Source organism: Alteromonas sp. ABD4_190, assembly GCF_056160105.1.
On the sequence record NZ_JBSWWN010000001.1, the window covers coordinates 1,464,136 to 1,479,361 of the forward strand.

11 protein-coding genes are annotated in these 15,226 nt (G+C 45.4%); 7 read left to right on the forward strand and 4 right to left on the reverse strand.

Annotated elements, in window-relative coordinates; genetic code table 11:
- Window positions 1–33: 33 nt before the first annotated feature.
- Window positions 34–1,431 (reverse strand): PhoH family protein, encoded by a 1,398-nt coding sequence (locus tag ACXAFM_RS06400; RefSeq protein WP_474808821.1) that lies wholly within the window; start codon window positions 1,429–1,431, stop codon window positions 34–36.
- A 521-nt stretch (window positions 1,432–1,952) separates the two neighbouring features.
- Between ACXAFM_RS06400 and ACXAFM_RS06405 the strand changes: the two genes are divergently transcribed.
- The 7 genes from ACXAFM_RS06405 (at window position 1,953) to ACXAFM_RS06435 (ending at window position 12,323) form a co-directional block, all read left to right on the forward strand.
- The gene (locus ACXAFM_RS06405; RefSeq protein ID WP_474833842.1) at window positions 1,953–3,368 is read left to right on the forward strand and encodes a gluzincin family metallopeptidase; all 1,416 of its coding nucleotides are present in this window, start codon (window positions 1,953–1,955) and stop codon (window positions 3,366–3,368) included.
- An 88-nt stretch (window positions 3,369–3,456) separates the two neighbouring features.
- Window positions 3,457–6,318, forward strand: a complete 2,862-nt coding sequence (gene rapA / locus ACXAFM_RS06410; protein ID WP_474833844.1) for an RNA polymerase-associated protein RapA — start codon at window positions 3,457–3,459, stop codon at window positions 6,316–6,318.
- Window positions 6,319–6,368: 50 nt separating this feature from the next.
- Window positions 6,369–7,085 (forward strand): bifunctional tRNA pseudouridine(32) synthase/23S rRNA pseudouridine(746) synthase RluA, encoded by a 717-nt coding sequence (gene rluA, locus ACXAFM_RS06415; RefSeq protein ID WP_474833846.1) that lies wholly within the window; start codon window positions 6,369–6,371, stop codon window positions 7,083–7,085.
- Between the two features lie 153 nt (window positions 7,086–7,238).
- Window positions 7,239–8,126, forward strand: coding sequence for a DUF3530 family protein (locus ACXAFM_RS06420; RefSeq protein WP_474827938.1), 888 nt, complete (start codon window positions 7,239–7,241; stop codon window positions 8,124–8,126).
- A 143-nt stretch (window positions 8,127–8,269) separates the two neighbouring features.
- Entirely contained in the window at window positions 8,270–8,593 is a 324-nt protein-coding gene (locus ACXAFM_RS06425; protein WP_474827940.1) for a hypothetical protein, read from the forward strand.
- A 100-nt stretch (window positions 8,594–8,693) separates the two neighbouring features.
- Entirely contained in the window at window positions 8,694–10,040 is a 1,347-nt protein-coding gene (locus ACXAFM_RS06430; RefSeq protein WP_474827942.1) for an AmpG family muropeptide MFS transporter, read from the forward strand.
- A 105-nt stretch (window positions 10,041–10,145) separates the two neighbouring features.
- Window positions 10,146–12,323, forward strand: a complete 2,178-nt coding sequence (locus tag ACXAFM_RS06435) for a response regulator (protein WP_474833847.1) — start codon at window positions 10,146–10,148, stop codon at window positions 12,321–12,323.
- On the opposite strand, the gene ACXAFM_RS06440 is transcribed toward ACXAFM_RS06435, so the two are convergent.
- Genes ACXAFM_RS06440 through ACXAFM_RS06450 form a run of 3 tightly spaced genes read right to left on the reverse strand, consistent with a single transcriptional unit; the run spans window position 12,320 to window position 15,222 of the window.
- On the reverse strand, window positions 12,320–13,312 hold the full coding sequence (locus ACXAFM_RS06440) for a GGDEF domain-containing protein (protein ID WP_474827946.1): 993 nt from the start codon (window positions 13,310–13,312) through the stop codon (window positions 12,320–12,322). The genes ACXAFM_RS06435 and ACXAFM_RS06440 overlap by 4 nt on opposite strands.
- A complete protein-coding gene (locus ACXAFM_RS06445) occupies window positions 13,309–14,379 on the reverse strand; it encodes a response regulator (RefSeq protein WP_474833849.1) in 1,071 nt (356 codons plus the stop codon). The genes ACXAFM_RS06440 and ACXAFM_RS06445 overlap by 4 nt, the downstream gene beginning before the upstream one ends.
- A 9-nt stretch (window positions 14,380–14,388) precedes the next feature.
- A complete protein-coding gene (locus ACXAFM_RS06450; RefSeq protein WP_474833851.1) occupies window positions 14,389–15,222 on the reverse strand; it encodes a thymidylate synthase in 834 nt (277 codons plus the stop codon).
- Window positions 15,223–15,226 lie beyond the last annotated feature (4 nt).

The window sequence follows — 15,226 nt, forward strand, 5'->3', positions numbered from 1 at the left end:
GCTTCAAATAAAATTCTTGGGAAGAGTTACTCGCTAGAGGTTTTCTTCTGCAAAGCTCGCTAGTCGACTTCTTACTACACCGTCTAGGTTAATGGTGGCACTGCCCGAGAAGTCCTTGAACTTCTCAACCAAGTAAGTAAGCCCAGAGGTCACGGCGCTCAGATAGTTACTGTCAATCTGGGCCAAGTTACCGCCCACTATCAGCTTCGTTCCTTCACCACAACGTGTGATGATGGTTTTAAGCTGTGATGCCGTTAAGTTTTGCGACTCATCCAATATCACTATGGCATTTTGAATGCTTCGACCTCGCATGAAGTTCACCGACTTGTACTGAATGTTGGCTTTTTCCATGATGTAGTTCATAGAGCCTTTGGTATTTTCGTCATGTTTGTGAAGTACTTCCAAAGAATCAGTAATTGCTGCCAACCAAGGCAACATTTTTTCTTCTTCCGTTCCCGGCAAGAAGCCGATGGACTCAGCAATTTCCGGCGTGCTTCGCGTAACAATGATTTTGTCATACATGTTACGCTCTACCACCATTTCAAGGGCTGCCGCTAACGCAAGGAGCGTTTTACCACTACCGGCAGGGCCTGTGAGAATAACCATGTCAATGTGTGGGTCTAGCAGCGCATGAAGCGCCATGGCCTGCCCTATATTTTTGGGTGTGATGCCCCAGGCGTGACGACCCATCAAGCGTTCGTAACCTAAATCCAACACCTCTAAATGATCGTCGGTGATCTCTTCTACTAAACCTGCAAACTGCTTCGTTTCGTCGAGCAAAAACTCGTTTACATACGCTTCTGGCAACATAGACTTGGGGATAGTGTGAATGGTGTCGCGCCCTTCGCTGCGGCTATCCACGCTTTTTACGCTATCCCAAAAATTACCTTCAAAGGTATGAAACCCGCGAGATAAATATTTGATGTCAGTAATTAGCTGGTCGGTGCGGTAGTCTTCAACATGAGCGAGGCCTGCCCCTTTCGCTTTAAGGCGCATGTTTAAGTCTTTGGTAACCAACACCACTTTTTGCGGCGCGAACGTCTTTTGCAAGTGCAGCGCTACGTTAATAATGCGGTTGTCATTCTCGTTGCTGGTAAACACTTGCTGAGCCTCAACCATGTTGAGGTCGGCGAATATAGATAGACTCCCTGTAGGTGCCGTTTGACCCGCGCCCAACCCTTCCATCGATACACCCGCTAGCATATCTTCTGGCGTTGCGTCGTGGAGTAAATCCTCCATAGCCCGAATGGATACCCGTGCATCACGCGCCACATCTTTTTTGCTGTCTTTGATGTAGTCGAGTTCTTCCAATACGGTCATTGGAATAACAACGTCATGTTCTTTAAAGGAGAGAAAAGCGTGAGGTTCGTGCAGCAGAATATTGGTATCGAGGACGTAAATCTTAGTATCGGTAGAATTTTTTTTTGGCATCCTTCACTCCGGTAAATAAAGCCAGGTTAGACGTATTGTTCATTTATGAACGCACGCGCTAACAAGCTACAGTTACGGTTGTAGGAGAATGCCGCTCGAAACAGGACTTCTTCCCCTACTCGCGTCGACTGAGAAGCAGTACTACTCTTTCTGCCTCAAAGGTTCGTTTGTTAAATTAGCGAACCCTTAATTCCACCATAATCCAGTTTTTGAGATTTAGCACTGTTTTTTCTTTTTTATTTTTCGTTAGAGCAAGTGAGAAGCGGCGAACAGTCCCTTCACGTTATATGAGATAGCACAGCGCTCCCATTTTGATAAAAAGAAGAAACTGGCATACTTGGTTCGTAACAAATGCTCACACTTTAACGACAGTTAGCGTAGTTTTAACTGCGTTTTTAATACCCAAATACGCTAAGGTGTACTTGTTGAAGCGGTGAATTAAACACGGGGGCTAACCCAATGCCACAACCCCCAATAAAGTGGATGCGTTTAAATTAATAACACTCAGGGAAAGATCAGCTATGAATTGGCTTAACATCACAAAAATAAAAACAGCCATAAGCATGACGTTAGCGCTACTAGCGTGCTTTAACGTTGAAGTTGCATGGGCGAATAGCCAAGCGCACAATGATTCTTCCCTTTCTACCATTCTAATCAAGGTTGAGAAAAGCACGGCTGATACGTCTGAAAAATGGGTAGTCACTTACACATTAACTACGCCAGCCAAAACGCTGGCTTTTGTTAGAAACCCAGATACATCAAGAACAACACGTTGGTTCGCGCAAGACAACGACATAGAAATCGTCTTTGATAACGTCAAACACCAAGAACTTGTACGTTCGAAGTCAGGCAGGCCCCTCTCTACCGTGTCATTTTTACTGACGCCCACCTATAAACACTTGGGAAAAGATTACGCACCATTTTCTCCTTTTTCTGATGGTGGAAATGCCTTTCACTCTGGGCGACTGTTTGCTTGTGCTAATGCCTGTACTGAAGAAGATAACAAATGGCAGCTGACACTCAATGTTCCCAGTGATGAGCACATAGTGTTGAATGGCAAAGTAATGAAAAGCAGCGTGTCGTGGACAGATAACAATGATGGAAGAGCCGTGTATGTGGGTAGGCAACAGCCAATTATTACCGATGATGTAGTTGCCCTAATTGATCCCGGGCTTCCTGAAAACATTAAAGCTTCGCTAGAAGAAGATATACCCAACATGATGGCGTTTTTCTCCCATTCTCTTAATCCGCTTAAGGGCGAAAAGCCCATGTTACTTGCCTCTTATGCAAACGTAAACGATCACTCTACACAAGGCGGCACACTACCTAACCAGATATTTATGCATTGGAACAGACAAGACTTAAATGAGCAGGCCGATAACAGCAGCTTTGTTAACCAAACACTTTGGTTCTTTGCTCACGAAGTCGCCCATTTATATCAGCCCGGCAGTACCGAAGGTGTATCAGAAAACGAGGAGCAGTCTTGGCTGCACGAGGGCAACGCCGACTACTTTGCGGCAATCGCCATGAACTTCCTCTACGAAGACGTCAATAGCTACGTTGAAAGCCGAATGACCCGCGCTTTCGAGAGCTGTACTGAAGGGCTGGCGAAGACAACGCTGGCTCGTGCTTATAAAAACGGGCTCTTCAATCTTTATTATTCATGCGGGATGATAATGCACCGCGCCATCGATAGCGTGGTGCAACAAAAAACGTTAGGTGAGGAGTCGCTGTTCACTGTATGGAAGCGACTTCAAAAAGCAGTGAATAATGGTATGCCGCCTGGCACAGAGACGTTCTTAAACTTGTTAGAACGATACCATGCACCTGAGCTTATAAAAGCCATCAACAGTGCAACGAGTGATGATGCAGCAAAAGCCATTCAAGGAATTGAAAACCTTTTTCAGATGCATCAGACCCCCTCTTCGCCCATGTAGTAAAAATGACAACCAATGGTCTAGTATTAATGACTTATCACAACGCAATGCGTACAATACCGCCCCCCGAAAAATAGGTTGGTGATTTATGAGTTCAGATAGTCAATTTTCAGTTGGTCAGCGTTGGTTAAGCAACACAGAAATAGAGCTGGGGTTAGGTGTCGTTATTGGTAGCGACTTCCGTTCAGTTGAAGTGTTGTATCCGGCAACAGGCGAAGCGCGAAAATACACAAAGCAAGACGCGCCGCTTACCCGACTAATATTCGAAATTGGCGAAACGGTCAAAAGCCAAGACGGCTGGGAAATGACCATTACTGAAAAAGAAGAAAGCCAAGATCTTTTCATCTATCACGGGTTTCGCGAAGACACCAAAGCGCAAGCGCGATTACCTGAAACCATGCTAGACAGCCACATTCGCTTGAACCAACCTGAAAAGCGCCTGTTCAGTCAGCAATTAGACAACCCTAAATGGTTCGATTTGCGCGAGCGTGCTTTAGATCATCAATACGATTACTTACGTTCAAACACCATTGGTCTTGCAGGTGCGCGCATATCGCTTATTCCGCACCAACTCCACATTGCGTCAGAGGTAGGCGGCAGACACGCACCGCGCGTATTACTTGCCGATGAAGTAGGACTTGGTAAAACCATTGAAGCCGCGTTGATTATTCACCAGCAGCTTAAAACAGGCCGTGCAGAGCGCGTGCTTATTTTGGTTCCAGACTCGCTCATGCACCAATGGTTAGTTGAAATGCTTCGTCGCGTTAACCTTCCTTTTGCCATTTACGATGAAAGTCGCTGCGAAGCGATAGAGAAGAGTGAAGGCTTAGGAGATGACGAAACGTCTGACGCGAGCGCTGTGAATCCATTTGAAAACGACCAGCTGGTACTTTGCAGTATCGACTTTCTCAGTAAGAGCGAAAAACGCCAGCAGCAAATTCAAGCCGCAGGTTGGGATTTAATGGTTGTCGATGAAGCCCACCACCTTGCGTGGTCAAGTGAAGCTCCCTCTGCCGAATACCTATGTGTTGAAGCGCTAGCCAACCAAACGCCTGGCGTATTGCTACTTACCGCCACGCCTGATCAACTTGGTCACGAAAGCCACTTTGCACGCTTACGCCTGCTCGACCCGGCCCGCTTCCATAGCTACGACGCTTTCTTAGATGAAGAATCGAAATACAGCCAGCTCGCCGATGCGGTAGCGCCATTACTTTCAGACGCCGAGCCTAACGACAAACAACGCAGCAAACTCGCAGAATTCGCGCCTGACGTAATGGACCATGCAGGTGATTTAAGCTCGCCGGAAAATCGTCATGCGTTGCTGCATCAACTTATCGACTGTCACGGTACAGGTCGCATGTTGTTCAGAAACCGCCGTGCCAATATCGAAGGGTTCCCAGAGCGTAAACTAAGTGCATATGAATTGGCTTTACCTGAGGTTTATTCAGAGGCAGTGAGCGGCGGTGACTTAACCTATTCACTGTATCCTGAACGTATGGCAAGCGTGGTTAACAGCTGGACCAAGCAAGACCCGCGCGTTGAATGGCTGCTTGATTTCATGCAAAGCGTTAAGCCAGAAAAGATTCTGCTTATTTGCGCAAGCGCCCGTACAGCGCAAGAATTAGGTGAGGTTATTCGCACGCAAACCGGAATTCGCCATAGTGTATTCCACGAAGGCATGAGCATTGTTGAACGCGACAAGGCGGCCCATTATTTTGCTGATGAGGAAGACGGCGCACAAATTCTACTGTGTAGTGAAATTGGTAGCGAAGGTCGTAACTTCCAGTTCGCTCACCATTTGGTGCTGTTCGATTTGCCTATCACGCCAGATCTGCTTGAACAACGTATTGGTCGCCTTGACCGTATTGGCCAAACCCAAACCGTACAAATTCACGTGCCGTATTTAGCGAAAACCGCGCAGCACGTATTACTAGATTGGTATCACGAAGGGCTGAATGCTTTTGAGAAGACCTGTCCAACCGGCTCTGGCGTGTTCGACGACGTTAAGCCTTTGCTTATTGGCGCCTGCTTACACCCTGACGATATGAGCGCCCGTGACGAGCTTGTGAACATGAGTGTTACGCTAAACAGTCAGCTAGTGGCGCAGCTTGAAGCCGGTCGCGATCGTCTTCTAGAGCTTAATGCTTCGGGAGAGGGCCGCGTAGAACAACTGCTTGAAGACATTATTACCCTTGATAGCGAACAAGATTTGTCGCGCTTTATGGGTCGCGTATTCGATGCTATTGGTGTTCAGCAGGACGAAAAAGGCAATGACTGCTTTATTCTTATGCCAACCGAGTCGATGGTGAGCCAGCTTCCAGGTCTTGACCCAGAAGGCATGACGGTTACTTACAAGCGCCGTGTTGCCACCACGCTAGAAAACGTGCAGTTTTTAAGTTGGGATCATCCACTTGTGCATACCGCCATGGACGTAGTACTCACCGACGTACACGGAAAGAGCAGCATGGGCTTCATTGCCGAGCCGTCTTTGCCAAAAGGCGCTTATTGGGTTGAGGCGTTGTTTGTGCTGCAGGCGCAAGCGCCTAAAGCGCTTCAGTTGGGTCGCTTCTTACCTCAAACGCCTGTGCGAGTGTGTTTAGATGCGCAAGGAAACCTGTCTGAATTAAGCTTCGACGTTAAGCGTAAAATTGGACGTAAGATCTCGGCTCAGCTTCTAAAAGCCTTGCAACAGCCGCTTGAGCTTGCCATAGAAAAGGCGCGTAAGCTTGCTCATCAGCAAGCTAACCAAAAGCAGCATGATGCCCTTAACGATATGCATAGCACATTGAATGATGAAATACAGCGCTTACGCGATCTTCAAAAGCGCAACCCTGCTGTGCGCGATAGCGAAATTGAATTTATTGAAACGCAAATGAATGCGCTCGATAAGGTCATTCAGGAAGCAGATGTTCAGCTAGACGCAATACGTATTGTGGTGAACAACCCGTAAATGCAAAATGTTAAGCACTGAAAGAACAACGTTGAAGTAACGAGTACATAATGGCAAACCCGAGTTTTGTTTATAACCCGCCTATGACGCCTTATCTTGATATCCTGTATCAAGATGAGGATGTGGTGGTAGCGCACAAGCCTAGCGGGCTGTTAAGCGTGCCAGGAAAGGCATTAGAGCACCGAGACTCGCTGATCAGCCGGGTGAACCGTGTTTATCCCACCGCCACAGTAGTACATCGCTTAGACATGGCGACTTCAGGTATTTTGGTGCTGGCGCTCAATAAAGACAGCCATCGCCATATCTCGAAACAGTTTGAACTTCGGCAAACTAAAAAACGTTACTTCGCCCGAGTTCATGGGCATGTAGAACAAGACAGCGGAGAAGTTAACCTTCCCCTTATTTGCGACTGGCCGAACAGACCGAAGCAAATGGTAGATTTCGAGCGCGGTAAGAAAGCAGTGACGCGTTTTGACGTTGTCGAGCGTAACCATGATGAAAATGGATTGCCCTACTCTTTAGTTGCCCTTTATCCCATCACAGGTCGCTCTCATCAACTGCGCGTGCATATGCTTGCTTTAGGCCACCCTATTTTAGGGGACAGACTTTATGCCCATGAAGAAGCGCTATCCATGGCCTCTCGCTTACAGCTACATGCAGAAAGCTTGAGTTTTTCCCACCCAATACTTGGTCATTGGCTGCACTTTAATGTCACCATCCCTTTTAGTCCGTATTGCCCACCTCCACTTTCAGAGCGCATTGAGTAGCCCCTTAATGCGTCTCGGCCTTTATTAAACAACATTATTTTAGTTTTAAAGGGCGTTGCCGATAATCTTAATAGAACGAATTCGTTTATAAACTGATTTGATGCTGGCAAAACTGTCCGTATCAAGGTGATAGTTAAAGGCATACCATTTTTTATGAAAAGGCACGCTCTCCTTTTAACCTATGCATTGATTGTTTCGCTGCTGCCTATGACGGCTCATTGCGACTTTTTTACGGACGTAAAAAATGCTTATCTGCCAGGTGAAGTAAAAGCCCTTATGATAGGCGAAATGGAAGCCCCAATCATTGAAGTAGAGTCAAAAACACCGCTTCCCTTAGGTGTTGCTATCGTGCTTACTGAACCCTTTCCGTCTAGCCTTACTTTGGCGCAAGGAAATAGCCTTGCTAACATGCTTGCTGATAAAGGCTGGAACGTCATCATAAGCCCTTTCAATATGCCCATAAGCTCGTCTAACGCCGAAACCAGTGGTGAACAGGACAGCGAAATGTTGACAGAGGAAGCCTCGTCACCGACTGAAACTGCGCTAGTCATTCACCCTCGAAGTAACCAACTGACGCAATACCTCAACTTTGAAGCGGCAACAGAAGCCCTGACATTGCAGCTCAACGCTTTAGATAATTATTTACAAGACAAAACCGGATATCGCATGGTAATCGCGCAAGGTATGCTTGCTACCACTTACCTGTCTTCTATAGAAACACAGCCTAATTTACAGCCTGACACGTTTGTGGCTATTTCACCGTTTTGGCCAGAGGAAAATACAAACAATTTAGTGATTGATACCATAGCGAAAGCGAACTTTCCTGTGCTCGACTTAACCCTCAGCGACTTCAATGACTGGGAGGGCATCACCACAATGAAAAGAAAAGTTAGAGCAAAAAATGAACTAAAGTTACACTACAGGCAAGTTATCATTCCAAATAATTCTTCAATCTTTAGTATAAAGGCGATTGAAAAAACATCTTATATTCAAATGGTTGCAAATAGCACTATAGGCTGGACCAGACATCTAGGCTGGTAATTCCTCAATCTTGGGATTAGGCTAAATCAGTATCCAAAACAGTTACCTACCTTTATTCACACGAATAATGGGGTGCTGAAGTCAATGGTAATCTTGTTATGGACTATACTATTTTTTAGCAAACAACGACGGTTGAGTGGCTTGTGAATGTTCAAGATTTTGTAGATAACAAAGCGAAACAGCTGTGTTTCTATTTGCGAGCATTTTGGCAGGGAGAGCTTCCTATCGAGGAGATCGAGCTATTCTTTTGGGATAGTATGGAAGAATGGGGGCAAATTGAATGCACATTAACCCAGCCATATACGCAAAAAGAGCGTGTTTTTTGGCATTTGCTTCATCAAGTGCATTACTGGAATGAAGATAAACTAACAAAAGACCAGTTTCTTGTTGATGAGTTAACAAACTGTGTTAACTTTCTGGAAGGTTTAGGGCACTGCCCTCTGGATTGCGTCGGGATCCGCCCCTAATTTCCGCTCACTTACAACGGTATACTCCCCCCTTGGGTTAAAACGTATCGCTTAAAATTTCATCATGCCCCCACAGTTTTATTGCTAAACACAATGGTTCATGGCTCAATACACTTTTGAGTCAACGCCGAAGGCCGAAGTATTGCTTACTGCATTAAAAACGTTCAACGACAAACGCTATCTAGCGATTTTTCTATTTGGCATTTCCAGCGGCTTTCCTTGGATCATGATTGGTTCAGTGTTATCGGCTTGGCTAAAAGATGAAGGTTTATCGCGTTCGGCTATTGGTCTTTTCGGTATCATCTTCGCCACCTACTCATTTAATTTTTTATGGTCGCCCCTTGTCGATAAGCTTAAGCCGCCGTTGTTAGGACAAAGACGCGGTTGGATCTTTTTGATGCAAAGCGCTGTTGTTTTCCTGTGTCTGGCCATGTCCCAACTTACCGCAAACCAAGACCTATTCTACGTAGCCTTGATTGGTTTACTCATCGCCATTGCTTCTGCCACCCAAGATATTGCTATTGATGGCTTTCGTATTGATTGTATTGAAAAAGAAGATAAAGATGGTATGTCTGCTGCCTCATCAGTAGCAACAGCTGGATGGTGGACGGGCTACGGTGGCCTTGGCGCTATCCCCTTTTTCTTAGCAGACCTCACTTCCTGGACTTGGCCAGATATTTACTTATTACTTGGCGCTATTATGGCCTCTTTGGCAGTAGCTACCTGGTTTGCTAATGAACCCGCAGTTAATAGGGAAGCTTTGCTTGAGCAAGTAACGGATGTAGGCGCAAACAGCTCTACAGCAATTAACTGGATAAGAACAACACTCATAACACCATTTTCGGAGTTCTTTAACCGCAATGGCATCAAGCTGGCTGCTTCATTCTTACTGTTTATTTTTCTTTTTAAAATTGGAGAAGCGTTTTTAGGTCGTATGAGCATCGTCTTCTATAAAGAAGTGGGTTTTTCAAATAGCGATATCGCCACTTACTCAAAGTTACTTAACTGGTGGGTGACCATTATATTCTCTTTACTTGGCGGGTTAGTGAACATCCGCTATGGTATTTACCGAGGGCTTATGATTGCTGGTGTTGCCATGGCGGCTTCAAACCTTCTGTTTGCTCTTATCGCACAAACAGGACCTTCAACTTCACTGTTAGCCATCACTGTAATTGTCGATGGTTTTACCGGAGCATGGAGCACTGTTGCCATGGTCGCCTTTATATCACTCTTATGTAACCGCGCTTTTAGCGCAACTCAATATGCACTTATGGCCTCACTAAGTGTTGCAGGACGAACATTGGTTGCTTCTAGCAGTGGTTTAGTTGTCGATAGTCTTAATGGAAACTGGAGTTTGTTTTTCATTTTGACCGCTGTCATGGTGGTCCCAAGCCTTTGCTTTTTATATTCCATAAGAGAGCACATAAAGCGCGTCGAAGCGCCATAAATTCCTTACACCCTGTTGCTATCTACATTTAGTGACCTTGCAAGTTTGTATTAGTTGCCTACATTTAAAGAAGGTAGTTAATACAAACTCTTGCAAGGAAGAAATTTGAGCGCAAACAAGGCTGATCCACCGCAACGCAAGTCATCATTGGCATTTGCCGCTTTTACCTTTTCAAAAGTAAACGCCACGGCTATGTTTTTCGCGGCCATTATTATCTCAATCTTGTTTGTGTTAAACACCAAACAGCAGTCTTCCATTACTAACCTTGAGCAAAAGAGTGATTTAGTAGACAGTATAATTACCGCTGAACATCGAATTCACCAATTCAATAGACAAACTCAAAGCGATAATGGCAATCATACCGCTCTAGCCCATCAGTTACAGGTAACGTACCAGGGGTTACATCGATATTTACAAGACAGATGGAGGGTCAGCGACGCTCCTGCGCCCGTTTCTAAGGAAGAGTTTACAAAGGCATATAAAGGTTTAAATAGAGCCACAGCCGAAGAAAGCGCCAAAACAACGCGAATATTGCTTTATACGCTTATGGCGCTCCCCCCTACTGAAATGAAGCCTTATATTGATGATGGCTTTAGCCTTCTTCCTCTTCTAAGCACCTTACAAGCGGAAGAAAATGCGGCGTTACTCCGTGTACAGGCACTGCGGCAAAAGATGTTGATAACCACTTTATTTGGCGCAGTTGTTCTGGTTCTTTGGTATCTTTGTGCGTGGATTATTAGTAAAAGCTCACCCAAGAAATCTCTGCGAAAACTCAACAAGTCAAAGGTACGGCTTGCTATTGCTGATAATGATCAAGACCTACAGAGCAAAGAGTTTTTACAGCTTATCAGCCATGAGTTTAGGGCCCCGATTAGCGCCATAATTAGTGCCTTAGAGCTTATTCCTAATTTGGAAGATCAGCGTACTCGGTTAATTCAACAAGCAGAGCAATCCAGTTATCGACTGCTAAATTTAACCAACAACCTTACTGATATACTCAATAATCACATAGAGGATGACCTACAACTTGCAAAGGTGGACTTGATCAGCTTGTTAGACGAATGCATATCCCCATTTTCGATTAGAATTAAAGACAAAAAACTCGAGTTCAACATGCACTGCAGTCATAGCGTACCTAGCTATACTGAAACCGATCCTATGGCTCTTTCTAAAGTCGTTACAAATATTCTCGACAATGCCGTCAAGTTCACGTCCACGGGTCTAATCGACGTAACCGTCACAACGTTCGTTAAAAACAAGGGGATATTTCTAATAATCATCGTAAATGACACTGGCATTGGCATTGATGATAGTACACAGAAACGCATGTTTGAGCGCTTTTATAGAGGAGAGCATTCGCAAAGCCAGCGCTACCCAGGTGCAGGAATTGGCTTATCAGTAGCCAAGCGCAGTATTGATAGACTTGGCGGTACTCTTCAGGTTAATAGTACTGTCGGCGTCGGTTCGGAATTTAAAATAGCACTGCCTATAAAGCCCCTAGAAGATTCACCATCGGTGTCATCTACCCCTTCAAATGCCAAATTCGCGGTTGTCGACGATTTAGAAATATCAAGGCTTCACCTTCAGTCCATTATTACCAGAGAAGGGTATAGCGTAAGAGCATTTTCGTCTGGCGCCAACCTTTTGAACCTTCACGAAGAAGTGCTTCAATTCTCGGGCATTATTGCCGATTTATATATGCCTGGGATGAATGGGCTTGAATTGGTGAAAACACTGCGCGCCATTTACGGAGAGCGAGTGCCACCGGTCATCGTATTATCGGCAACACCGGATATTGCAAATATTATCGCCAACAGCGAGCTACCCATATATCAGAGCTTTGTTAAACCCATCGACAGAAACCGGTTTGTAGACGCCATTCATCAACTAACGGTAAATAATAAAAAAGTCATAAAAGATGTAGCTAAGGCCAACATATTAGTTGTTGAAGATGAACCGATTAACGCCGAGATGGTGGAGTATATGCTACAAAGTATGGGTCACAATGTGACGGTGAGTTATACCGGCGACGATGCCATTAGCCGAGTTAACGAAACCGTCTTTGACTGCGTGTTACTCGACATCAACCTGCCAGATATTAACGGTTTGGAAGTAGCAAAAATAATGAAAGAAGGGCACCCTACCCTCCCTGTAATTGCCCTTACCGCTAACGCCCACCGAAATGATAAAGAGGCTTCACTGCAAGCGGGCATTCGCTATCACCTTGTAAAGCCGGTTACCTTTCAGGAACTTAGAAATACCTTGCGCCTTGCGCTTTCCTAAAGTGCGCTCTGGTCTAAGCGGTAAATGCGGTACTGGTTTCTACCATTTTCTTTGGCTTGGTAAAGGGCTTGGTCGGCACATTCAAGCCAGGCCATCGGTTCTTTAAAGTCGGGAGAGAACTGGGCGAGACCAAGGCTTACAGTGAAGTTTATTGATTCGCCCTCATGCTCAACCACCAAACGCTGTGCAAATTGTCGGATACGCTCGGCTACCGCTTTTGCATCGTCTACCGTTGAATCGTTAAGGATAATTGCAAACTCCTCGCCGCCATAACGCCCCGCCAGATCGGTTTCCCGTACACAACGTTTAATCAGGGCAGCAAGCATTTTTATGACTTTGTCGCCTGCCTGGTGACCGTAGGTGTCATTAATGCGCTTAAAGTGGTCGATGTCTAACATAAGGGCGGTGCTAGGCTTTTCTCGCCGAACACACAACTTGTGCATTTCATCAAAGCGCTCTTGCCAATAGCGGCGGTTAAATAACCCTGTAAGCCCATCGACTCGGCTTGCGGTTTTCAACTCTTCGTTAAGATGCTGCATTCCCAGTTTGCCCAGGGCCTGCTCGGTCACATCGTAAACCAGCATACAGAACCGCTCTACACGTCCGCTTTTATCTACAATAGGGAAGATGGTCACGTTTTGGTACATAAACTCAGCGGCGCAAGTAACCGGACGATTACAATCGAACTTTAATAAGTAAGGGCGCTGCTCCCAAATGATAAACACCGGACTTTTTAAATTAAATACAGGGTCAACTTTGGTTCTAAGCCACTTCTCTTCTATTTCAGGAAAGTGAGAAAACAAGCTAGTCCCAACCATAGCGTTCGCTTTCTTAGCGCTATGATCCTCAAGAAATTTATTCCAGACCTGCACGTTGAAGTTGCGATCAATTACCGCAATCCCTACTTCAATTGAGTCGAGTAATTCTGCAGGTACGTGAGATGAACTAACGAGGGTTTCTGCAGCGAGTGTACCAGTTGAAGCATTCATAGACTTCCCTTGTCTTGTTTTATCGAACCATCATCGAACAGCCGTGCATAAATGTGATTCATAGCATCACCGGGAAACAACAACAGAAGGTCGAAGGAAATATCTCTCGACTTTATCGCATAGCCAATCTCAATGGCCATTAATTTTCCCCAGCGCTGTACGTTATCACTTAGAAGCGTTGATAACCCTTGGTGCCGGCCGAGTAAAATAGGATGCGTATGACTAAAAGCGACGTTGAGCTGCTCTGACAAGCCATTTAAACAAGCGCCTATAAGAATATTCGACACGTCCATAAGGGCTTCGAGAGCGAGCTTGTCTGACGATGCCGACGAAGGGTATTTCAACAACTCAACAATGTTTTGCGTATTTGTATCGTTAAAGATAACCAGAGCTTCACCACTTATACCTTCGCTAATAAACCCTTTAGAAACCGCAGAAACGCTGTCATTACGATTAATCTCGGCAATCGCCATAGACAGTTCGTTGCTTTCAATTAAGTTAACATTAGGTATGGGCAAGTCAATAAACTCACCTAGCAGCTGGGCAAGATTTTCTCCCGCGCGACCCATGGCGATATTGACCATTTCACGGCATGCGTCTAACTGCTCTTCGTTGCTCGTTGGGCCCTTGGCTTTAGGCGCACTTGACTCACTTTGCCTCTGCGCCTTTTGTAAACTAGCCCCTGATGAATGGCTCTCACCATTATAAATACCGTAGGAAGATAAGATGTGGCTGAGCTTTTCATTATCAATTGGCTTTCGAATGAAATCTAAAGCACCCAGGGCAAGCATTTTTTCTCGCGCTTGCGATTGGACATCGCCGGAGACCACTACCACTAAACACGGTAGGTCCTGCTGACGGATAGCCTCCATAGTTTGATAACCGTCCATTACCGGCATGTTTAAGTCGAGAAACACCACGTCGCCCTTACCTTCTCGGATAAGAGCTAGGGCTTGTTCGCCATTCTCGGCGAATGAGATATCGACATCCCACCCATCAGGTAAACTGCGCGCCATTTGTCGCCTTGCGAAGCCCGAGTCATCGCAAATCAATATGGGAGTACTCATGGTAACTCCTCAAATAGCTACAGGGGCTTTGATGTGTGGGTGTGATTGGTAATTCTTTAGCGTGAAGTCATCGTACGAAAACCCAAAGATATCTTTTATATCTGGGTTAATTTCCATCGTCGGACGGGCAAACGGTTCGCGACTAAGCTGAAGTTCTACCTGTTCAAGATGATTTGAATACAAGTGTGCGTCACCTAAAGTATGGATGAAATCACCCGGCTCTAGGTCGCATACTTGTGCAATCATCATGGTAAGCAGTGCGTAGCTTGCAATGTTAAACGGAACGCCAAGAAAGATATCACCGCTACGCTGGTAAAGCTGGCAGCTTAGCTTGCCTTCTAAAACGTAAAACTGGAAAAGCGTATGGCATGGAGGAAGGGCCTGCTTGCCCATTGCCGCATTTTCTTTGGGTGAATAGCTAGTATCAGGCAATACCGCAGGGTTCCAGCCGCTAACGATGAGACGACGTGAATCAGGGTTATTTTTAATTTGCTCTACCACTTCGGCAATTTGGTCAACAGAGGTACCGTCACCGCGATCCCAACTACGCCATTGATGGCCATATACAGGGCCAAGCTCGCCTTCATCTGTAGCCCATTCATCCCAAATTTTTACGCCGTGTTCTTTTAAATAGGCAATATTTGTGTCGCCTTTTAAGAACCAAAGTAGTTCGTGAATAATTGATTTTAAGTGACACTTCTTTGTTGTCACCAAAGGGAAACCTTCCTGTAAATTAAAACGCATCTGATAGCCGAATACACTTAATGTACCTGTACCAGTTCGATCTTCCTTTTTCACACCCGTATCACGTACATGGCGCATTAATGCGAGATATTCTTTCATCGTT

What these genes read in the sequence shown, in the direction of transcription:
- ACXAFM_RS06445 (WP_474833849.1), bottom strand. Translation starts at nt 14,379, where the DNA reads ATGAGTACTCCCATATTGATTTGCGATGACTCGGGCTTCGCAAGGCGA.
- ACXAFM_RS06405 (WP_474833842.1), top strand. Translation starts at nt 1,953, where the DNA reads ATGAATTGGCTTAACATCACAAAAATAAAAACAGCCATAAGCATGACG.
- ACXAFM_RS06400 (WP_474808821.1), bottom strand. Translation starts at nt 1,431, where the DNA reads ATGCCAAAAAAAAATTCTACCGATACTAAGATTTACGTCCTCGATACC.
- rapA (WP_474833844.1), top strand. Translation starts at nt 3,457, where the DNA reads ATGAGTTCAGATAGTCAATTTTCAGTTGGTCAGCGTTGGTTAAGCAAC.
- ACXAFM_RS06440 (WP_474827946.1), bottom strand. Translation starts at nt 13,312, where the DNA reads ATGAATGCTTCAACTGGTACACTCGCTGCAGAAACCCTCGTTAGTTCA.
- rluA (WP_474833846.1), top strand. Translation starts at nt 6,369, where the DNA reads ATGGCAAACCCGAGTTTTGTTTATAACCCGCCTATGACGCCTTATCTT.
- ACXAFM_RS06430 (WP_474827942.1), top strand. Translation starts at nt 8,694, where the DNA reads ATGGCTCAATACACTTTTGAGTCAACGCCGAAGGCCGAAGTATTGCTT.
- ACXAFM_RS06420 (WP_474827938.1), top strand. Translation starts at nt 7,239, where the DNA reads ATGAAAAGGCACGCTCTCCTTTTAACCTATGCATTGATTGTTTCGCTG.
- ACXAFM_RS06450 (WP_474833851.1), bottom strand. Translation starts at nt 15,222, where the DNA reads ATGAAAGAATATCTCGCATTAATGCGCCATGTACGTGATACGGGTGTG.